This window comes from Flammeovirga aprica JL-4 (assembly GCF_012844305.1).
Classification (GTDB): domain Bacteria; phylum Bacteroidota; class Bacteroidia; order Cytophagales; family Flammeovirgaceae; genus Flammeovirga; species Flammeovirga aprica.
The window spans coordinates 1-22,110 of sequence record NZ_JABANE010000108.1 but is presented as its reverse complement, the minus strand read 5'-3'; the positions used below and the strand labels follow the sequence as shown (position 1 = coordinate 22,110).

Sequence of the window (22,110 nt, the reverse complement as noted above, 5' to 3'; positions counted from 1 at the left end):
TTTAAGATTTGCTCCATATACTGATTAGTGAAAACTAAAATTGAAAAAAACTATAATAAGTAGATTTGATAAAAAATATTTGTTATCTACAAAAACTTTTAATTAGGTATAATAAATAAGACTCTTAAGTACTTTTAGTAATATAAAAGTATACATTTGTACTTTTTATTTGTTAATAATTATTTTAAGCTATTAATATATAATAAAATGAAGAAAATTATAATTGCACTTTTCTTGTTCTTTAGTGCTTTAAATCTGCTAGGACAAGAAAACCCTATATCTTACATTAAATTAGAGATTACTCATCCTATTGAGAAAACTCCATATAATAGGATAACAATTGAATTATTAAAAAGACCTAATAGAGCACATGATGATAAAGAAGTTGTTCTATCTGTTAATACAAAACCTTCAAGTTTATATGAGATAAGAGGTTATAAGAAATTAAATGGTATTACTGTTCAAGATTTTGATATGTTATTACAAAAAATTAATGCTTTAGATATTACTCCATATTTTAATATTTTTGATCAAGGTGGTTACTCTACTACCATAACATACGGAACTATGTCTAATAATATATCTTACAAATTGAGTGGCCTACAAGAAGGTAAAGAATACCCCATAAGTTCTTTTTGTAAAAATATTTTGAGACTAATCAAACTAAATCCTGACGAAATTCTCTAATAAAATGAATTAGTTCAAAATTAGACTTTAGGACTGAAAAGTTTAAAAATCCTACATAGAATTTTATGTTTCCATGTAGGATTTTTATTTGCCTAAATAATGTGTTTATAGTCTTACACAAAGGTATATTCCAATAACCTAAGAAAATTTACATTACTAAAACACTTATTTAATTGAATTTGACAATTTAGAATACAAATTGGCTTCCTGAGAAGTAATGAATTAGATTAGAATAGTAAAATGAGTTAAAAAAATTAATCAAAACTGACCATCATTTCTCTTTCCAAAATAATAGATGAGAATATCATTCAACTGAGGCTCCCATTGTTTCCAGTCATGATTAGCACCATCAACTCTATCAATCAAAATTTCGTATCCCTTCTCTTGCATAATTTTGATAAAAGGTAAATCTTGGCTTTCTGTATCTTTACCAGTCCCATAACCTAAATACATTTTAAAATCTTGTAATGGTTTACTTTTATAATGATCAAATAACTCGTAGTAAGGGTTGAAAGCAGGAGATTGCATTACGATATTTTTAAATAAATCAGGCTCTTCATCAGCAATGTAAGAAGCGAATAATCCACCAAATGAAACTCCCCAGATTGTTCTATCTTTTCTAATATTACTGACGGGTAATTTTTTTTCTATATGTGGCATCAACTCTGTTTTAAAAAAGGAAACGAACTTTCTATTCTTTATAAATAACTGATTACGTACTTTGAGATGCTTACGATTTAAATTAATCGGATCAATAAAAACAGCAATGATTGGTTCAATTTTACCACATTCAATTAGGCTATCTATTTTCTGGTGTAGTTTACCTTTTTTCAAATACTTATTTCCATCGTTAACAAAAACAACGGGAAGTTTTTTGGTCAGATGTTCAACAGGAGGAGTGTATATTTTATAGGGAATTCTCATATGGAGTAGTTTGCTATTGTAGGTAAGCTCTCTAGATAGATCACCACTTAATAAACTATCTTTTAATGTCTGAAGATTTAACTTTAAAACTCTTTTTGCCTGCTTTTTATAATTATCAACTCTTGCTGATGCTATTTTTACAGGTAAATCAACTATTTTCTGAGCGGTAATTACTGTTGCTTTTGATTTATGTAGTTTATTATTAAAGTTCATATAATTAGATTGATATCTAAACTTATACGGTGTTGCATTTGCGATGTAGTTATATATACTATTTGCTTTAGCGAAGTTATTTTTTAAAATATATTCTTTTGCTAAGTGATTGTGATATTTAGATTGGTGAGATCGCTCACACGTTTTTGTTATATATTCAAACGCAAGTTCTTTTTCATTATTCTTTTTTAAGAAAGAATAGACTTTGTATAAATGTTCTCCTCTTTCATTTATTTTGGTACTATAATCAATAATTGTTTCTAAATTTTGTGTTCCTTTTTTGTTTAAATTTTTTTTTGTCTGAAAATAATATTCAGCACGACTTCTTTGAATAATTAAAACTGTTAGAAGTAATGTAAAAGGTATGTAAGCAAACTTTAAAAATGAAGTTTTTATAAACGGTATATTATACTGAAAAGTACATTCCTGTGCTAGCCTTACAAAAGCAATAACATCAATAATAATAAAAACAGGATAATATTTAACAGCATTTGTTATTGAAAAAATGAAGAGATAAATAATAACTATCTTACAGAGTAGATTTTCCTCATTGTTCGGACTTTTTAATAGGATGAATAGGAGTAACCCAACAAATATAATTGTAAAAACATAACCTAACTCAAAAGGCATTTCCATAAAATCATTGTAAGCTACATTAACAGGACTAGCTACTCTTATTTCTTCCCAAGGTCTTTCTTGAGAAAAATATGTAGCTTTTGCTTTACTAAATTCTGTTCCAAATGAGTGTAAACCATGTCCTAAAATAGGTTTTTTGAGAGATTCCAAAAGAGTGATTTTTCCAATTAAAAGACGTCCATTAATTGAATCTGAGTTAGTATTCAATAAAGCAATTGATAAAATAATTGAGGCACCAAAAACACCTATCAGAAAAAATGATTTATGTTTATTAGTATTTTGATAAATGTAAGTCGAAATTCCAACTATTAAACTTAGAATAGCACCTCGAGCTTCAACATAATACATAAATCCAAAGAAAAAAACACCTATTAAGCCTAATGCTATTTTAAGAGAATTAGCGTTTATTTTTTTTATTATTAGTAATAATGAGATAATCCCTAAACCGAGGAATGCACCAAAATGATTTGGTCCCTTAAAGCTACCTCCAATAGCAAAGTATTTTGATGAAGGTTCTAATATTTCAAATAGTTGTAATATCCCCCAAATAGATTCTAGTACGGAGCAAATAAAAATGGCCCACAAGTAGTAGTAAATATTTTGGTTTGTTAATCTAATAGTAGATAAAAAAAGTAATAATGTAGCTCCTCCTATAAAATACCAACTATAGATAATAAATAGGTTTTCAGTATTGATACTAGCAGTAGTTATCACTGCTATAAAAAAAATAATTAAGTTTAAAAGAGTTGGTTTATTCTCTTCATTTTTTTTACTAAATAGACTTATCAAAGAAATGAAAGTTAGTATAATAAGCCACCCTAGATAGTACTTATCATAGTATAAGAAAGGCAGGCCTTTGAATTTTAACAAGCTAGCAGGTATTAAAACTATTGTTAAAGTATTTATTACTTTTTGTATCATTTGTTGTCTTAGTTTTGAAAGAAAAAAATGGTATTTATCAATACCAGTATATTTGATGGGTGCCTTCTCCGATAGTAAAAATCCGTTCAAATTTATCAGGGTTAACGGGTTGCACTTTATATAGTGCCCCTGCCGGTACATTATCAATGAATAAAGCACCATTGCTCACTATATTTTCACCTATCAAAATCCACTTTTTATCCCAATAATACATTCTATAAAGCTTGCCCTCTTCCAGCTCCAGGGAGTTTGTTTCTTCATACAAACGGTCTTGATTCACCATGGAATGCGTCATTTTGAAACTGATTTTATGAGATTGATCAGCTCGTAACACTTTTTTTTCTCCTTCCACATTGAGTAAAATAGGGAACCTTTCATAAATACATTTTCTGTTGATATATCTAAAAGGAAGGTAGACTAGGTCTACACCCAAATTTGTAAACTCCGCTTCTGTATTTTTGATATCTGCCCAATCAATCGGACGCCAATCTGCCAAATTATAGACAGACAAATACCCTATTCCATTATTGACTGGATCATTAAACTGATAATTAAAGTCTGCCACTTTTACATATTCAGAAGTTACATCTTTATAATGTGCAGTCTGCATATGTCCATTAGGTATTTGTGATTTAGGAAGTTTAAAAACTAAGCTAGATCGATTAGCACTGTAAGTTTTTCTGATAACTTTACCCAGTCGTTTATTGTTGGGATTATAAATACCTGGTTTATCTTCTATACCGTTAAAAGGAATTGTTTCTCCACTATTAGTAATAACGGCATTCCAAAAGTGTCGGTTTGAAGATGCTGCATAGTGAGGTGTATAATCGTATGCTATTGCAAGGCCAATAGATCTTCCTGCAAATACCATTAAATTGGCTAAATCAGGGCAGTTTCCATGACGTCTTAATTGTAATGACATCGGGCCTAAGAGAGGTATAATACTTTTTTTTTGATTACCTATAAAAGTAAAATCTTGTAACAAGTCTTGTAATATTCCACATACATATACTGGGTCTTCAACTTCATTTTTTGATAACTGTGAACCCACTGTTTCATAGAGAAGTAAATACTCTTTTCTCCAATTTTGAAGTGGTTCTATAGCACTTCTGTAAGGAAGAATATATTCGCAAAAGGTTTCAAAGTCATAGCCCTTTGACCAAGGAAAACGTTTCCAAGCAATAAAAGCTAAATCGATATTTTCTCTCAAGTAATCAATACTTACCTTTTCAATATCTTGGACATGTATTTTTTTGGGTCGCAATGAAATGCTATCTGTGATATGTCGAAAAGCAGTAAGTGCTTGATCAAAATCTTCATAAGAGAGTTCATCGAAGAAGACCTTTCGTTTTGTCTTTTTATTGATCCAATAATAATCTTTAGCAAAATGAGTAGTAATATCTTTTATTAAAAAATCACTTGCTTTAAACTTCAAGCTATCTCCATTTTCAAAATAGTATCCACGAAGACTATCATATTTTACAGTAGTCTTTATCTTTTTCTGTCCGTAACAATTCAAGTTTAAAGAGGAAATTAATTGAAGCAAGAGTACAATGATTACACCCCATATCGTGGTGTGTTTATAAAGCCTTGTGTGCATTAAGTATTTCATAAATAGCATTACATTTTTCAGGAAAGTTATGATCAACCTCAACTACTTTTCCTTCTTCGTTTAATTGAGTTACTCAACTTGATGAATTCTTAAGCTCTTTTTCTAGAAAGCAATTTCACTTTTTGAGTTTGAAACCCTTGGTGTTTTGTATTAGTATGATGCTTTACTTTAGACAAGCTGTTTAGTCATTACAAAAACTGTTTTTAAGTATAAGAGGTAAAACGTATAAAAATAAGATTACCCAATAGTAGTAATATGAGATACTCCTTCCATTTAAATAGTTAATTTATAGTTTGTTGAAATTTATTTCAGTTTTAGGTAGCACATAATAATTTGTGATTACAAAAATATATTTAAAGTATTGTGTATAGGGTGGTAAACTATCAAAATATAAATTTACCACCTAATATTCTGTGTTTCCTGCATACTATATTCCTTTGTTTATGATTCGATTCTTGAGAAGTTCTTATTAGAAGGCAATTTTGTTCTTTCACACGAAGCTTTAATCAAGGTCGATTAAGCATACTTTTCTCATAAGGCTAGGATAAAAGTTAGGCTATCAGATATATATAACAAAAGCAGAAATTAAGAAGGTCATTAATAAAAAACACATGCTGATATTAAGAAATCAGCATGTGTTTTTTCAGCCTCCCTACACACAATCAACTACCTTAAAAATTTATAATTATGTACTGTCTCATTATCATAAAGCTGGATGATATTTATCCCGCTCAGTTTTTGATTTATCATAATAATACCTGAGGTAGACAGTGTTCCTTCTTTAAGGGTGCCTCCGTCAATATCAATGATTTTGAATTTAAAAGTCTTCGCATTTAAGTTATCGAATTCTATTTTGTTTTGAATGCCATATTTTGGGTCGGATGATAGTAAACGAGGTCTGTTTGTGGTAAGGTCGGATTCAAGGTCTGTCACTTTATCATCTTCAATAACAGTTCTAGAGAAACTAAAGAAAGGGTATTCTCTATTAGACATTGTACTCACCAAAACTTGTTGTTCTGTAAAGTGAACGGACGCACCAAAATGATCATCCTGATCTACTAAGTCGGTTTCATAAATATCGATCAATTCAGCTGAATCGGTATGTATTTTATAGTGGTAGGCTTTTCCTAAGCCAGCGTTTCCTCCTTGTGAGCTTCCGATTAAGATTTCGTCATTATCAACTTCTAAGTCAGCTCCAAAATAATCTTTTTCCTTTAATGTATTTTCAGTGATTGAAAATGCTTCGAAACTATTTTCCCATAACGTATTTTCCTCTTTTTTGAATACATGAATAGTACCTTTTGATTCATTTCCATAATCAGTAGCTATAATAATGTTATTATCAATAGCTACGTGAATTCCGACTTGATAATCACCACCGTTTTCAACTTCTAAAATTGCATCAGGTGTGACTGTACTTGCAGTAAAAGGGTTTTCAGACAAATTATAGACATAGAGTCTTCCTTGCCAGTTATTGTAGCCAAGTGCACCAGTAACAATGGCATTATCATCCATTCTTACTTCGTGTCCTAAATATTCATTTGTAGTTGGTTTAGGAGAAGTTAAGGTCGTTGTGGAGAAAGTTCTATCTTTCCATGTTTTATTCGATTCTTTTTGATAAAGTAAAACTCTCCCTTGATAAGCGTTATATCTGTAGGCTCCCACTACAATATTATTTTCATTCATATCTAATGAAAATCCATAATAACCGCCAGAAGGATAAGGTGAATCAATCACCACGCTTTCATTCATATCAGACCAACCAGTATCAGGCTTTTCAAAAATATAAACTTTATCGGCAAGAGGAGCTCCAACTACAATTGAATTTCCTTAAATTGCCACTGCATAACCAAAATGTGAATTATTAGCGGCAATATTTTCTGAGCTTCTAAGCTTAGCTTTTAATATCCATTCCTCTCCTTCCAATTCATAGACAAAAGCGGCTCCATTTGCTGTGGGATGTTCATACGCCCCAATAACCATGGTTTTTCCATCAGTGTCAATATACCTGGAAGTCGTGAAATCTGAGAGTTCAATTTGACCATCGAAATTCATTTTATTTAATCCTTTTGATATAGGAGATAAACCATTTCTAATGGTACTTGTATTTCCAAACGAAGAGATAGAAATGCTTATGAAAACGATGAATAGTTTGCATAATAATTTGTTCATCATCAATAGTTTTATATTAATTCAATAATAGTTTATTAGTTCAAAACTAAATAATTAATCAAGCTATCAAGACGAATAAGATAAATCTAAGGGATTATGGATAATTTACCCCCTTTTTTTGTTCAATTCTACCACTATCCACCTTAGTAAAATCTTCTCAATAACGATCAACCTATATGTAATATACAATGAATATTCGTTTTTCTTTTTATGGTTGTAACTCTATTTCTGAATTGAGTATTACGGATAAGTCTACCAAGAACAAAAAAATGCTTCGTATTGTGTTCCATAAAAATCACTTTATTGAACAACGTACGAAGCATTTAATTAAAAGATTACAAGTTGCTTTTTGAGCCTAATTATTTTTCGAAAATAATATTTCTTTGTGAATCCTTCTTGTATATATTTTTGGCCTTAAGTGCACCTTTTTTATGACTTGGGCGATAGTGATTATTATTTGGATCTAGAATACATTTGACTTGGTATTCAATCATTTTTTCAAATGGAAGAAGGAAATCCTTGGTATCACATTCCTCCAGATCCCCTTTCTTAAGTAAATTGATTACTGTATGAACAGATTCAATTGTACTAAGGCAAAGAGATTCGGGTTGTTGCTTCAAAATAAATTTCGACTTTATTTTATTATCAAAACTCACCCTTGGTAAGGCTTGTAAATTTGTACTAAGTCGAAGCATTTTACGAGCACAAGGCCATGTGCCATCAAGGATAAATAGATAGGGTTTTTTACCTAAGAAAGTATTTATTTCTGTACCGTCTCTTTCCGATAAATTGAAGTTTTCTCTACCAGGGTAAAGAAGGAATGAGCTATTGTCCTCATCTGCGAGTATCTCGTTTACACGCTTATTATTTGTGAAATCAACATCAACTATAACTTCTGAATTTTCAAGTTGAAGGTTGGTCATAAGCCCTGTACCATTTTTCTCTTTCTTATACTCCATAGGATGCATAAGAATCACAAAACGAGTGTTTGTTTGAATAGGATTGGTGTGTTTACAACTACATGAGATGACAGGTCGCATGCATTTATAACATTTTCTTCTAGGATTTTCTATGTCTACTCGCAAAGTAAATTTCTTTATTTTCTAATTAAACTACACCCGAATTGTAAAAATTATAGTCTAGTCTTCCACTGTACAACAAGCCAACGCTTGATTTGAGGGTGCTAACTTAATTATTTTAAAAATTGGAGCAAAAGCTTTATTTGAAATATTTGTTTATGATGTTATTCAATTTTAAAAGGTTACGTTATTTCATTAGAATATGAAAATATAACCCTTGATCTCAGTAAATGAATGAACTTCTAGATCAAGGGTTTTATTAATGTACAAGAAAGGCAGATTTTTTCTTAAAGATTCTCATCCAGCCATTCTAACCTTTCACTCATAAACCTTTTGATATGATTTACTTCTTCCTCATAAGTGTCATAAACAAACAAGTTTGGCCAGTGATAAACACCGATAACATCCCATTTTTTGTCATTTTCCACTTGAGCATATTGAAGGTAAGAAGCATTGTCGTCAATAAACTGCAATAGGTTAGGGAGTTCACTTTTATAGTAATTCAATCGTTCTCTAACGACTTTTGCAAATTCAGGATCGTCCAGCATACGGTCGATCCATGGATTGTCTCTTACCCAAAAGCCAGAGGTGTTGCCATGTACATAATCATCATAAGTTGAGTTGCCTAAAGCGAGGTCAAAATCCCATAAAGGACCCATCGTGATTTTTTCACCTCTGATATATGTCAAATAAATCGAGGACCAGTTTCTGGCATCAGGATTACGAAGAATTTCGTTGATCAGAAACCAATCTGCAAAAGTAGTCATATCGACGTACTTTCTATATCCTTTTTCTGTATCCCTAAAATCCTCACCCATCAAAGCATTCTCAAAATCATTAATATGGTCTCTTACATGTGTGTAGGATTCTGAATTAAAATCAGTATCTGGGTCTTTGATGTTGATATAGAAGGTGTTGGTAGAAAAGTACGTGTCACCCTCATCAATACGGTCTAGCTGATCAATTTCCATCAGCCAGCCATCGTCTTTTAAATCCACTCTGTTACTGCTTTCTTCAACTTTCTGACAGATGTGATAGGTACCAATGTACTGATCATTTAAGAAAACTTCTGCCATTTCACCCTTTGGTGTATACGGCAAAGTACTAATTCTTCCCATTTCAAAAGCCAGACGGTTTCTTAGTAGTGTTTTGTCCGATTGTTCCGCCAAGAAAATCCACTTTTTATCTTTTGGTAACCCAAACATAGACTGCTTTTCATCAAACTTCAATTGATAAGGTTTTTTCTCATGAAAATACCAAGTGGAGTTTCCTCTTCCTCTTATTCCACCAGTCAAGTCTGTGAAATTGTATTCTTCATGTACATCAGAAAACATCGAAATTGTGGCTTTTACATAATCCTCTTTCTGATCGATAGGCTGAGAATTTTGAGTACGGATATCCACGATAGGAAGGTTGGTAAAGCGTACGACTTCTATATCATAGCTTTTACTTTCAAAGCCCTCTGAAGTCACTTCTAATGTTTGAGTTGTGGTGAAATTTGCAGGACTCACTCCCGATTGTATTTCACTGCCACCCAAAAGCACTTTTTCCCCTTCTACCTCAAAAGTGGGGATTAGAACCTTTCTAGACACATTTCTGTTTACTTTCGCAAGAAATTTATCTCCTTGTTGTTGAAAATTGACATTTACAGGTAAAGCCTCGTTGTGAGTCCTATCAAAATAAATGCTTTTCAGTTGTGGTGAGGCATTAATCTCCTGGTTGACGGAGGATTCTTCAGATGTACAGCCAAGGCATAGCATTAGTAATGCTATGATGAAGTGATTTTTGTTCATAAGTAAGATAGTTGTTATTTAGTTAATTTCAATTGTCGTTAACAAAATACGAAGAATATATGAATTTATTGTTTTGAAGGCGATAGAAAGGATTGTGATTGGGGTTGTAATTCTCTATCATCAGGTCATATATTGGGCATTTCACTGATATTGGTTGAGATCTTTGGAGTGAATTATCCTACAGGACATAAAGTACAACATTATCAAGTTAAAAGCTTCGCAAAAGCATTACTCTGTGAAAAGATACTGAAAAATTAAAAGAATACGTTTTTTATGTTTGGATGTAAAAGTTAACTTGAGACGAATAGTTATTGTTGATTTCACAAAATGATGAAGTATACTTTATGAAGAATCTATCTTAAATTTTGATTTGAATGGTCAAATAAAACTCATTTATTCAGGCTCACCGAAACATTATAATTAAATTACAAAACTCTTTCATCACACTAAATAACGAACAAATCAAACAACAACATTATGCAAAGCAACTATAAATTAATCTCTCTTTTTCTTTTGTTTTCAATAAGCTTAAACCTTTATGCTTCTGATGAGGATTTACTAAAGAAGGTAAGAGCACATTATTATGATATTCAAAGTAAAATAAAATACCTGAAGCCTTTCAGCTTCGATGATTCTCTGACCTATTATAAAAGAGAATGGAGAGATTGTCAAGATTGTTTATCAAAAAGGGGAGTTAAAGGAAGAGTATTTTTACTATCATGGTGAAACATTTTCCTGTTTTGTTTATGCTGTAAATCAGAAAAAAGAGAACCGTTATTATTTTGATCACGGTGAACATAAAGATTATAGTAAGACACCCTATCCAACAGAGCATTTATTATTTAGATGGATTGATGACCAAAAAAAGGAAAGAAAGCTTGATGAAACTTACTTGAGTAATTCATGAAAATATACCTCAAGAGGTAGAAACTTTTACACCAAGGCAAATACAGATTTTAAAGTGAGTAATAAGAACCTTATGAAGGTTAAAGAACATTTGATTTTTTTGTCAGACCTGGATTACACAGAGCTCGAATCTGAACATGAAGAGGAGGAAGTAGAAAAGGATGAAGAAGGAGGTGATGGGTCTGGTCTTGCTGGGGAAACTTTACAGACTTTTTTTAATGAATCTGAAGATATCAAGAAAGAACATTATCTCAGGTGGTTGGATTGTTTTGGAGGAAATGAGTATAGTGCTTCATCATTTTATAGAAAAGGTAATTATTTGGGATCTATTTCTACTAATAGATTTGGAGCAGTGCATAGTTCTATGGGGATTAGTGAGGATGAAGATCAAAGGTTGATAAGAGTTTATGTCAATCTTGTTACTACTTACGAATACCTAGTGAGTGATACCCAACTTTTGGAAGTGCAAATAGTGTTATTGGTGAATTATGAGAATAAAGCGGAGATGGAACTAGCCCCAGTGTATAGCTTTAAAGATTTTCAGGGTAATACTTTACAGCCTTAAATTGAAGAAAAAAAACTACATTAGATTGTTAGGTTTTAATTCACTTCTTCAAATCTTAATTTATGAAACAAATAGAAGCTTTACTTACAGATATAGAGTCCAAAATAGAGAAACATCATCTTCTTCAGTCATCGGTTTCCGAAGCCAATGTAGGCTGGCACATTAAGCATAGTTTATTAGTGTTGGATAGTGTGATTGAAGCAATGAAAAAGTCGGAGCCAGCTAAATATAAATGGTCTTTTAAAATACCTCGATTTATCGTTTTTGGTATCAATAGAATTCCAAGAGGTAAAGGGAAGTCTCCTAAAATGGTAAGACCTGAAACGTATGATGAAGCTTCTTTGAGAACAGATTTAGAAGTTACACAAAAGAAAATTACAGATCTGAAAACACTTGAAAATGATAAATATTTTAGGCATCCTTATTTTGGAGATCTAAAAAAGAAACAAGCGCTCAAATTTCTTATGATTCATACTAAACATCATATGGCAATTGCGGATGATATTATAAAAGCAGAAAATAAATAACATCTTTCTATTTTATCAAAAGATATAATGCTAACATGTTTGTAAATCAGTTGATTTGGTGTTAAATTCTTACGAAATGGATATTTAACGCAATAACCCAACACTATTTTGAAAAGAAACATACTGATTACAGGTACTTCCTCAGGAGTAGGCCTTGAAAGTGCTGTACTATTTGCTCAACAGGGTTTTAAGGTTTATGCTACAATGAGGAATTTAGCAAAAGCAACGGCCTTAAAGGAAAAAATTGAAGCTGAAAAATTGGATGTACATCTACTTCCTTTGGATGTCACGGATCACAATTCAATTACAAAAGCGGTTGATACTATTATTGAAAATGATGGTAAGATCGATGTACTCTTGAATAACGCTGGGGCCGGTTTTGCAAAAACTACTGAACAAGCGACGATTGATGAGATCGCTTGGGTTACTAATGTAAATTACACCGGTGTTATTTTGTGTACAAAAGCTGTTATTCCACATATGCGTGAACAAAAATCGGGTCAAATTATCACTATTACCTCTGTAGGTGGTTTAGTAGGTCAACCTTTTAATGAGCTTTACTGCGGTGCAAAATTTGCCGTAGAAGGTTATATGGAGGCACTTGCAACTTATATTTCAGATCCCTTTAATATCAAAATTACTTGTGTTGAGCCAGGAGGTATCTCCACAGAATTTATGACTTCAGCCATCAAAAATACTTCAGATCAGGGTGTAATGGCCACTGGTGAGTACTTGCCGATTTTCGAGCGTTATATGGCAGGGAGTCAGGCAAGAGCGAAAGAGAGTAAAATTCAAATTTATCAAACAGGGCATGAGGTAGCAGAAAAACTCCTTGAAGTGGCTAAAATGGAACAACCTCCTTTAAGATTAAGGACTTCAGAATGGGCAGAAAAGTTTTGTTCTATTAAAACCCAATCAGATCCTGATGGAACACTTCAAGTAGATATGATAAAGAAGAGCTTTCTGTAAAATATCGATCTAAGTTTCTTAATTTTGAATTTCTTACATTTCAGGGTTTAGGAACTTAGATCATTTTCTATAACACTTTACAAAATAAAATTTAGTTGCCTTCAATTTTTTCTAAATAACGACTACTCATCCAGCCAGCGTGATATTTTACATCATGCTCTCTACATCCATACCTGCAATCCATGATCACAAACCACCATTCTCTTCCAGTATCATCTATTTTAGAAGCTACAGCAAGCCCAGTATTTCCTTCATTATAAGTGTCAGTTATATTTTCCTCATTGATCTGAGGTGAATCTCTTAAATTATACCTATCATTCAAAACTATGAATTTTTGGTCCAACGTTAATTTATCAGGTATTTCTCCTTCTAAACCACTGTAGATAATAGAGTTGCCTTTTACAAAAATAGTATCTTTTCCTTTATATAATAAGTAGATGAAATGTAATTGATAATCAGTAGCTCCACAATAACCTTCATCAAGGACAATGATCTCTTTCCCTTGGTTATACCCGAGTTCTCTTATATGAAGAATTTGTCCATTAGCACTCTCCAATATTTCTATCTTTCTTTTTGAACTAATATAAAAGTAGGTATTCATACCTTCAAGTCCCGCTTCTTCATAAGGGCCTTCATAAACGAAATCAGGAAATGAATCATTATTCAGATAAATAGGATGGAAATATTCTGATATTTCTATTTCTTCTTTTTGTATTAAAGCATTGAGCTTTTCAGTGTATTCGATTTCATATTTACTCCAGTCAAAATTGTTTTCTTTTACAAAAAAGTTTACGTTCTCTTGAGCAAAAGAGGTAAAAGTGAGGCATAGGAATACAAGAAGTGTTGTTAAAGTAGTTTTCATTTTAAAATATTTATTTGAGGCAAATCCTAATAGGTAAGACAACAAGGCTTGGAACTTCTTTCCCATCACATTGAGCAGGAACCCATTCTATTTCTGAAGTCAAGTTATAAAGTTCATCTATATTGGCTATCATCTTTTCATCACCACGCATCTCTCTAAAGCCACTAACACTACTATCAGCATGAACAATAAACCCAAGATAGAGCCTAGTGTCAATACCATATTTTTTCAAATTACTCGTGTATTTTATTCTCTGACCTATTTTTTTATAAAAGGAACCTAAACCGTTTTTGGGAGAAGCCCCAATATCATAGTTTTCATAAATAACAGTTTGAGTAATAGAGTCTATGGTGGATGTACAAGGAGGTGCAGATTCTAACAGTACCTCAAATTCATCTTCAATAGGTATTCCCTTAATATTTAAATCTTCAATGCTAATACCTTTAAGGTTTGGATTGTAGAACAAAGTATCTTCAGCCATATTATAGAATAATTTCCTTAACTTTCTTTTAGTCAGTGAATTATGATTCACTAACGCGTCTTCTATCGGGAATAATTTAGGATGTAGAGTATTTACAATACCAAGCTCTTGATTAAAATAAATGATTGCCATAGTATCATATTGACTAATACACCAATATTTCTTCTTATATAAATTAAGAAACCTTTCAATCACCACTTCTTTTTTGCCAATATTGATTTTCTTTTGATCAAAGTATAAATATTCAGTAGAATCTTTGGTAAGGTGCTTATTTTGATAGATATATTTCTCAGAAGTGCTACCGTCTTCCATAAGATATTTATATTCTATCACCCCTTCTTTAGATTTTGAAACTTCTAGCTTTTGACTAAGTATTCTTTCATTGAAGTTTTTCCCAGATAAGCTTCTACTATGAAAAGTAATGTTATCAAATTGGTCGGTCTTTGCAGACTTACAACCTAAAAAGCAAGTGAAGAAGATATGTAATAGTAATATGCTTTTTCGTAGATTCATTTTTTGTCTTCTATATATTATTAGAGATCTTCTAAGTTTAAACCAATCTCTTATTGCATAAATTTACAATAGCTTTACATATTAAAGGTGCATGTAAAAAAGATAAATACCTACATAAAATAAGCAGAAATAGTACTAACAGCTTTTCCAATTGGAAGGTTTCTACCCATTTAGTTTAGCAGTACAACGTGTGGCATTGAAGGGAAGAGCGTGAAGAATTTCATGTATTGAGCCGTTAAAAATGATTTTCTTGTTTGAGCTTTAGCGAGTTTAAAATCATTTAGGTGAAAGGAATGGAATTTAGCTTTTGACTTCAAAGCCTAGATTTTTTGCTTCGTTTTTCATCAATGGAAAAATGAAGAAGAAGGAAGCTTGGAAGTAGTACCTAGAATGTTCTCACAAAAAATGATTGAAAGTTGATGGTAAAAAAATACCCTCCACGCTCAAAGAACGAAGAGGGTCATCTACTATACTTGTTTACTACATTACGATCTTAAGCCAATACCAAAATAGTAGAGGTTAAGTCTATTACTATCGGTGGATTTTAATGAAATGGACTGTATTAGTTCCTTCATACCAATTGATTTCCCACCTTTTACAAGAGTAATAGTGAAGTTTCCTTGAGAAGAGTTATACTCTACGTCATCTTTAATTACACTAAACTTATTATTTGAACTACTATCGAAAACAATTTTGTTATCTCCCTCTTTAAGCACTTCTGCTAATTCGATTTGGATTTTTATGGCTTTTTCATCTTTACTTTTCAAGAGAATAATTTTTTCATTGACTTGACTTACTTGGAAAAATTCAAAAACCTCATTATTAATTGATGCTATTGCATTTGGCATTTCTTTCGAGACTGTATTAGAGTATTTTCCTTTGCTATGATCACCTACCTTCAAATAAGACCTGCCGTAAACTTTAAGTCCTAAGGCATCAACAGTTTTAAAGTATGCGAAAGGAGGAGCAGGTTGAAGAGGGACTCTAACAGCTTGTGAAATAGTGTTTTGAAGATTGAAATCACTTACAGTTGAAACTTCAGATACGGCATTTAAATTTGTACCATGAACAGCCGATAAGAATACCAATTCTGGGCTTTTTGGATCAAATTCTAAAGTAAAATAACTATGACTGCCATCTTCAGTTCTGTATCTAATTTTCTCCATTTCAATTTCAGAGATCTCATGAGTTGTTAAAGACAATGCTTCAGAAGCTCTTACATTGTTATTTCCATCACCCGGAATCACTCTGTAATAATATTTCGTATTTGGCTCTAAATTATTGGCATTGGCCCCATAGAGTGTATAATAGCGGAATGTGGTTGCATTAGATAAATCTTCATTTTTTGAAACTTCTAATGTTATATCAAGTTCATTCGCAGGATTAAAACCCTCTGGAAAATCAAGGTTGAAAGAGGAGAATGTGATTTGATCACTTTTTACTTCCGTAGTAGGAATAGCAGGTTTTGTATTATCCTCAAAATAAAAATTGGTATTCACATAGTTAGAAGTACTTGTAACTTTATCCGTCTTCTCATCAATGATCTCAGCTTTTACCCTGAAGTGGAATTTCTGATTGACAGGGATATTAATAAAAGTAACTTGCCCTTGGTTGATGAAATTTTCCGTTGAATCAATTGCGATGGGAGAATCTTTCTTTTTCTTTTCCAATCTGTCGAATATAATATCAGAGGATTTATCATCTTCTGCCAATTGAAAACTATAACTTTCACCCGCTTGAGCATCCCAAGTTACTACTGCTTTTCTATCAAGAACTTCCACTTTTAAGTTTTGTGGATCTTTGGCTACAACTGGTGCAACAGTATCATTTTGTTTCGAACATGAAAAAAATGTTGTGGTCAAAATGACCGTGAAAAGTAAAACTAAATTGCGTTTCATATCTATTGTTTTTGTGATTGATAACTATAGAAACGCCCTTTTGAGATAGTCGCTTTCCCTCAAAACATTTAAAAATTTCCCCAAATACCGTTTTTTTTATTTTTTCTGCGGTGACATTTTATACCTACGGATATAAGTAGGTGAAAACAGAATTCTTTACTCAAGTATTATAGATTCTTACCCAAATGCATGGAAAGAAGTAAAGGGGTAATTTAAAATTATCTTTTTTAATTTATTCCAGGTATTGATGTAGTACAACATCAGAAATAACCCTTAAACGAGCTCTTAGTTTTGATGAGATATATATAAATTGTTAGGTTATTATTAAGTGAAATAAGGGAGGTGGATGCTTCCCTTTTTTTATTACTGAAAATTTTAAAACGGAATAATCATCTGTTTTGTGTTTTTATCGTTTTGAATTCAGAATATTATGTAAGTATTATTATTTTTTTGTAAAAATAACTTCTTTTTTAAAATGAACTCAAATAGATATATTATTCTAATGATTGATTTAAATTTAATCTAATATTTCGTCGAATTCTTCTTGTGTTTATTTTATATTATGAGGTACTCAACCGGTATAATAATCTAATTAATCTTAATGCCTTTACATCCTTTAGTTTATATTCTTAAAAATTATAATTTTGAACTCGGGAAATTTATACCCATCGAAATATATGTACATACGACTATCATAAATTAAGAAAATAACCATGAAAGCACTTGTAAAATCTAAAGCCGAAAAAGGCTTGTGGATGGAAGATGTTGCCATTCCTGAAGTTGGACCTAACGACGTCCTTATCAAAGTTTTGAAATCGTCTATTTGTGGCACAGATTTACATATTTATTTATGGGATGCTTGGGCACAACAAACGGTACGTGTTGGTCAGACAATCGGTCACGAGTATGTAGGGCACGTAGCCGCTTATGGTAGTGAAGTAAAAGCATTTAAAGAAGGAGACCGTGTAACAGGTGAAGGGCACATTGCTTGTGGGCGTTGCCGTAACTGTAGAAGAGGTAGAAAGCACATTTGTGAGAAAACCATTGGTATTGGTGTAAACACAGATGGTTCTTTTGCGGAATATGTGAAAGTACCGGCTTCAAATGTTATGAAGATCAATGAGAAAATTCCTGATGAAATTGTATCTATCATGGACCCTCTTGGTAATGCAACACACACTGCTTTATCATTCCCTTTAATTGCCGAAGATGTATTAATCACAGGTTCTGGTTTGATTGGAAGTATGGCTATTCAAGTAGCTCGTTTTGCTGGTGCAAGACATATTGTTGCTACTGAAATGAACGAATACCGTGCTGAATTAGCTAAAAAGATGGGGGCAACAAGAGTAGTAAACCCAGCGAAGGAAGACTTGAATGAAGTGATGAAAGAATTGGGGATGAGTGGTTTTGATATCGGTTTAGAATGCTCAGGTTCTCCAATTGCCTTCAATCAGCTTATCGATAATATGTACAATTCAGGAAAAGTTTCTCTTTTAGGAATCCTACCTCAATCTGCACAAGTAGACTGGAATAAAATCATTTTCAGAGGTCTTACCTTAAAAGGAATTTATGGCCGTGAAATGTATGAAACTTGGTATCAGATGGAGCAAATGCTATTGTCTGGACTTGATGTTTCACCTATTATCACCCACCGTTTTGGTATTGATGATTTCCAAAAAGGATTTGATATTATGGAATCAGGCAATTGTGGTAAGGTAATTTTAAACTGGGATTAAATCCCGTAGGGGTAGACCTAGGTGTCTACCCACTTGAAAAATAACAGATTATAAACGGAAAATTATAAATCATATCCACAATCTAATTATTAAAAAAAAGAAATCATGAGCAAAAAAATATATGATAGTCTTAAGGAGGACTTAAAACAAATTGAAGCAGATGGCCTTTATAAAAGCGAAAGAATCATCACTTCTCCTCAAGATGCTGAAATTACATTAAATACAGGGCAGACGGTATTGAACTTCTGTGCCAACAACTACTTAGGTTTATCCAATCATCCCCGTTTGATTAAAGCGGCGAAAGATTCAATGGATACACACGGTTTCGGTATGTCATCTGTTCGTTTTATTTGCGGAGCAACAGATTTACATAAAAAACTGGAGCAGAAAATTGCAGATTTCTTCGGTGCTGAAGATACTATTTTATACGCAGCTTGTTTTGATGCCAACGGTGGTGTTTTCGAACCATTATTAACGGCGGAAGATGCCATCATATCAGATACATTAAACCACGCTTCTATTATTGATGGTGTTCGTTTATGTAAAGCGAAACGTTTCCGTTACGCTACTGCTGATATGGAAGACTTGGAGAAGCAGTTGATCGCCGCTCAAGAACAACGTTATAGAATCATCGTAACAGATGGTGTCTTCTCAATGGACGGTCACGTTGCTCCAATGGATAAAATTGTGGAACTAGCTGAAAAATATGATGCATTGGTGATGGTAGATGAGTGCCACTCAGCAGGTGTTGTAGGTAAAACGGGTAGAGGTGTCACAGAGCACTTTGATATTCGTGGTAAAGTAGACATTATCACAGGTACTTTGGGTAAAGCTTTCGGTGGTGCCATCGGTGGTTTCACAACAGGTAAAAAAGAAGTGATTGAAATGTTGCGTCAACGTTCAAGACCTTATTTATTCTCTAACTCTATTCCTCCTTCAATTGCGGCTGCAGGAATTGAAATGTTTGAAATGATGGATACAACAGATGAACTTTCTGTACGTCTTCATGAAAACACAGCTTTCTTCAAAGAGCAAATGTTAGCGGCAGGTTTTGATATCAAACCTACTGAATCAGCAATTTGTGCAGTGATGCTTTACAATGCTGAACTGTCACAACGTTTCGCTGAGAAATTACTAGAAAAAGGTATTTATGTAATTGGTTTCTTCTTCCCAGTAGTACCAAAAGAACAAGCGAGAATCAGAGTGCAACTTTCTGCTGCTCATACTCGTGAGCACTTAGAAAAAGCCGTAAAAGCCTTTACTGAAGTAGGAAAAGAATTGGGTGTAATATAATCCAATTTTAAGTGAAGAATTAAGAGTTAAGAGGGGTGAGGTAGATCCACTTCCATCTTAACTCTTAATTCTTAACTCATCAAATTATCCAAAGCACATGTATTTCATCTCTAAATATTCATCTATTCCATATTTAGAGCCTTCTTTACCAAATCCGCTTTCTTTTATTCCTCCAAAAGGAGCGACTGTTGTGGAAATCATTCCTGTATTAATGCCCACCATACCGTATTCTAAAGCTTCGGCTACTCTCCATACCAACTGATAATCTCTGCCATAGAAATAGGCAGCAAGGCCATATTGGGTATCATTAGCCATTTCAACGACTTCTTCTTCGGTTTCAAAACGGAAAATAGGGATCACTGGACCAAAAATTTCTTCCGTATAGACATCCATATTTTTTTGAACATTGGAAAGAATCGTAGGCATATAGAGCTGTTTGTTTTCCTTAGATACTTCTCCGCCAAGGTCAATTAGAGCACCTTTTTCAGTGGCATCATTTACGATATTTTGAACAAAATTTACAGCTTCTTGATCGATTAGTGGACCGATTTGTACCCCTTCATCCATACCATTTCCTACTTTTAATTGACTGACAGCAATTTTAAGTTTAGAAGTGAATTCATCATAAACACGAGCATGAACAAAAAAGCGGTTGGAGCAAACACATGTTTGCCCAGCATTTCTATATTTTGATGCGATAGCACCTTCCACTGCTTTATCCACATCAGCATCTTCAAAAACAATAAAAGGAGCATTGCCTCCCAATTCCATTGATACTTTCTTTACAGTGTCAGCACAGGCTTTGATCAGCTGTTTTCCCACGGCAGTAGAGCCCGTAAATGAAAGTTTCCTTACAATAGAACTTTCAGTCAATGCTTTTCCAATTTCACTTGTTCTACTTGAAGTAATGACATTAAAAACACCTTTTGGAACACCTGCTTGCTCTGCCAAAACGCCTAATGCCAATGCACTCAGCGGTGTATATTTAGCAGGTTTTACTACAATAGCACATCCTGCAGCTAAAGCGGGACCCACTTTTCTAGTGATCATGGCATTTGGAAAATTCCATGGCGTAATCGCCACTACAACACCTACAGGTTGCTTGATCGTCACAATTCTCTTATCTGCCTGATGTCCCGGAATTACGTCGCCGTATGTACGTTTTGCTTCCTCAGCAAACCATTCTACAAAAGAAGCTCCATAAACAATTTCACCAATCGCTTCAGGTAATGGTTTCCCTTGTTCTAAAGTGAGAATTTTCCCTAATTCCTCTTTATGTTCGATCATCAAATCAAACCACTTTCTTAGTATTTTTGATCGCTCACCAGCGGTTGTTTTCTTCCATTCCTTTTGTGCTTTTTCTGCTGCTAAAATGGCTTTATCAGTATCTTGAGCATCAAAATCAGCCACAGCTATTATTTTAGATTGATCATAAGGGTTGGTAACATCAAAAGTTTTTCCTTCATGTCCACTAACCCATTCTCCGTCCACATAGCATTTATTTTTAAGTAGTGTTGTATTATCTAGTTTCATAATTTTTCCAATCTATAATAGTTGTTATTGAAATATGTAGGACAAAATTAGTTCACTTCTTTTAGAATTGAAGAACAATAAATATTTTTTCTCAAAAATTTCTTGAGGCCCATTTTTTTACATCTAAATACATAGTTGTATTTGAATCACTCACCCCTTCAATAGTATGAATTTTTTCGACTACTGTATTGAGAAAATGTTTGTTATTCGTACACATAAGGTTGATCTCAATATTGTAATTTCCGGAGGTCAACGCCACAAAGCTTACTTCGGGCAAGGAGGCTAATTTGTCCACCACTTCATTAAGTTTACTTGCTGGAAGCACTTTTAAATTAATCCTTGCATAGGCATCAATACCAATTTTTATGGGATCTGCCCACCCGATGATATGCAAAATGTTATTGTCCACCATTTTTTGGTACCTATTTCTGATCATTCCCACCGACACATTCATCTCATTTGAGATATCAGTAAAAGACATCCTTCCGTCTTTCTGTAAAAAGGTAAGGATCTGAAAATCAATTTTATCGAGTTGTATATTGGAGGTATCCATAATTGACATTACTATTAAAGGATGATTCTGTGATGGAATATAGTAAGAATTTTGATTTTTTGAGGTGATGATTTTCGGTGAAAATGATTATTTTTAAGCAAGGATGATTAAGAAATGTGACTTTTTAGGAAATCATTCTATAACAATGTGGACTTATTACTTATTAACTGACCTTTCGCTCTCTTAAAATTTGCGAATGGTTAAAATATTGATAAGTAGATGCTAATTCAAGCTGTT

General features: G+C 32.8%; 18 protein-coding genes. 7 read left to right on the top strand and 11 right to left on the bottom strand.

Annotated elements, in window-relative coordinates:
* The first annotated feature begins 207 nt into the window (after positions 1-207).
* Positions 208-687, top strand: a complete 480-nt coding sequence (locus tag HHU12_RS27155; protein ID WP_169659882.1) for a hypothetical protein — start codon at positions 208-210, stop codon at positions 685-687.
* Between the two features lie 258 nt (positions 688-945).
* On the opposite strand, the gene HHU12_RS27150 is transcribed toward HHU12_RS27155, so the two are convergent.
* The 6 genes from HHU12_RS27150 to HHU12_RS27125 form a co-directional block, all read right to left on the bottom strand.
* Positions 946-3,381, bottom strand: a complete 2,436-nt coding sequence (locus tag HHU12_RS27150) for an alpha/beta hydrolase-fold protein (RefSeq protein WP_169659881.1) — start codon at positions 3,379-3,381, stop codon at positions 946-948.
* A gap of 37 nt (positions 3,382-3,418) precedes the next feature.
* Complete coding sequence (locus HHU12_RS27145; RefSeq protein ID WP_169659880.1) at positions 3,419-4,900, bottom strand: transglutaminase domain-containing protein; 1,482 nt, start codon at positions 4,898-4,900, stop codon at positions 3,419-3,421.
* A 759-nt stretch (positions 4,901-5,659) separates the two neighbouring features.
* The gene (locus tag HHU12_RS27140; protein ID WP_169659879.1) at positions 5,660-6,745 is read right to left on the bottom strand and encodes a hypothetical protein; all 1,086 of its coding nucleotides are present in this window, start codon (positions 6,743-6,745) and stop codon (positions 5,660-5,662) included.
* A gap of 78 nt (positions 6,746-6,823) precedes the next feature.
* Positions 6,824-7,165 carry a hypothetical protein gene (locus HHU12_RS27135; protein WP_169659878.1) on the bottom strand — a complete coding sequence of 114 codons (342 nt, stop codon included), beginning with the start codon at positions 7,163-7,165 and terminating at the stop codon, positions 6,824-6,826.
* Positions 7,166-7,524: 359 nt separating this feature from the next.
* On the bottom strand, positions 7,525-8,250 hold the full coding sequence (locus tag HHU12_RS27130; RefSeq protein WP_262889438.1) for a tRNA-uridine aminocarboxypropyltransferase: 726 nt from the start codon (positions 8,248-8,250) through the stop codon (positions 7,525-7,527).
* Between the two features lie 281 nt (positions 8,251-8,531).
* Positions 8,532-10,037 (bottom strand): CotH kinase family protein, encoded by a 1,506-nt coding sequence (locus tag HHU12_RS27125; RefSeq protein ID WP_169659876.1) that lies wholly within the window; start codon positions 10,035-10,037, stop codon positions 8,532-8,534.
* Between the two features lie 477 nt (positions 10,038-10,514).
* Here HHU12_RS27125 and HHU12_RS27120 point away from each other — a divergent pair, with 477 nt between their 5' ends.
* The 4 genes from HHU12_RS27120 (at position 10,515) to HHU12_RS27105 (ending at position 13,004) form a co-directional block, all read left to right on the top strand.
* The gene (locus tag HHU12_RS27120) at positions 10,515-10,763 is read left to right on the top strand and encodes a hypothetical protein (protein ID WP_169659875.1); all 249 of its coding nucleotides are present in this window, start codon (positions 10,515-10,517) and stop codon (positions 10,761-10,763) included.
* A 253-nt stretch (positions 10,764-11,016) separates the two neighbouring features.
* Positions 11,017-11,508: a hypothetical protein gene (locus tag HHU12_RS27115; RefSeq protein WP_169659874.1), complete on the top strand. Its 492-nt coding sequence runs from the start codon at positions 11,017-11,019 to the stop codon at positions 11,506-11,508.
* Positions 11,509-11,570: 62 nt separating this feature from the next.
* The gene (locus HHU12_RS27110) at positions 11,571-12,035 is read left to right on the top strand and encodes a hypothetical protein (RefSeq protein ID WP_169659873.1); all 465 of its coding nucleotides are present in this window, start codon (positions 11,571-11,573) and stop codon (positions 12,033-12,035) included.
* Between the two features lie 108 nt (positions 12,036-12,143).
* Positions 12,144-13,004: an SDR family oxidoreductase gene (locus HHU12_RS27105; protein ID WP_169659872.1), complete on the top strand. Its 861-nt coding sequence runs from the start codon at positions 12,144-12,146 to the stop codon at positions 13,002-13,004.
* 91 nt (positions 13,005-13,095) lie between these two features.
* Here HHU12_RS27105 and HHU12_RS27100 read toward each other — a convergent pair whose 3' ends face one another.
* From HHU12_RS27100 to HHU12_RS27090, 3 genes are all read right to left on the bottom strand, one after another.
* Positions 13,096-13,866 (bottom strand): hypothetical protein, encoded by a 771-nt coding sequence (locus HHU12_RS27100; RefSeq protein WP_169659871.1) that lies wholly within the window; start codon positions 13,864-13,866, stop codon positions 13,096-13,098.
* Positions 13,867-13,876: 10 nt separating this feature from the next.
* Positions 13,877-14,860, bottom strand: coding sequence for a hypothetical protein (locus tag HHU12_RS27095; protein WP_169659870.1), 984 nt, complete (start codon positions 14,858-14,860; stop codon positions 13,877-13,879).
* 485 nt (positions 14,861-15,345) lie between these two features.
* On the bottom strand, positions 15,346-16,758 hold the full coding sequence (locus tag HHU12_RS27090; RefSeq protein ID WP_169659869.1) for a fibronectin type III domain-containing protein: 1,413 nt from the start codon (positions 16,756-16,758) through the stop codon (positions 15,346-15,348).
* Between the two features lie 713 nt (positions 16,759-17,471).
* Between HHU12_RS27090 and tdh the strand changes: the two genes are divergently transcribed.
* Both tdh and kbl read left to right on the top strand, forming a co-directional pair.
* Positions 17,472-18,494, top strand: coding sequence for an L-threonine 3-dehydrogenase (gene tdh, locus HHU12_RS27085; protein ID WP_169659868.1), 1,023 nt, complete (start codon positions 17,472-17,474; stop codon positions 18,492-18,494).
* A gap of 117 nt (positions 18,495-18,611) precedes the next feature.
* Complete coding sequence (kbl, locus tag HHU12_RS27080; protein WP_394353209.1) at positions 18,612-19,787, top strand: glycine C-acetyltransferase; 1,176 nt, start codon at positions 18,612-18,614, stop codon at positions 19,785-19,787.
* A gap of 84 nt (positions 19,788-19,871) precedes the next feature.
* Here kbl and HHU12_RS27075 read toward each other — a convergent pair whose 3' ends face one another.
* The gene (locus HHU12_RS27075; protein WP_169659866.1) at positions 19,872-21,320 is read right to left on the bottom strand and encodes an NAD-dependent succinate-semialdehyde dehydrogenase; all 1,449 of its coding nucleotides are present in this window, start codon (positions 21,318-21,320) and stop codon (positions 19,872-19,874) included.
* A 91-nt stretch (positions 21,321-21,411) separates the two neighbouring features.
* Positions 21,412-21,873: an Lrp/AsnC family transcriptional regulator gene (locus HHU12_RS27070; RefSeq protein WP_169659865.1), complete on the bottom strand. Its 462-nt coding sequence runs from the start codon at positions 21,871-21,873 to the stop codon at positions 21,412-21,414.
* Positions 21,874-22,110: the final 237 nt, after the last annotated feature.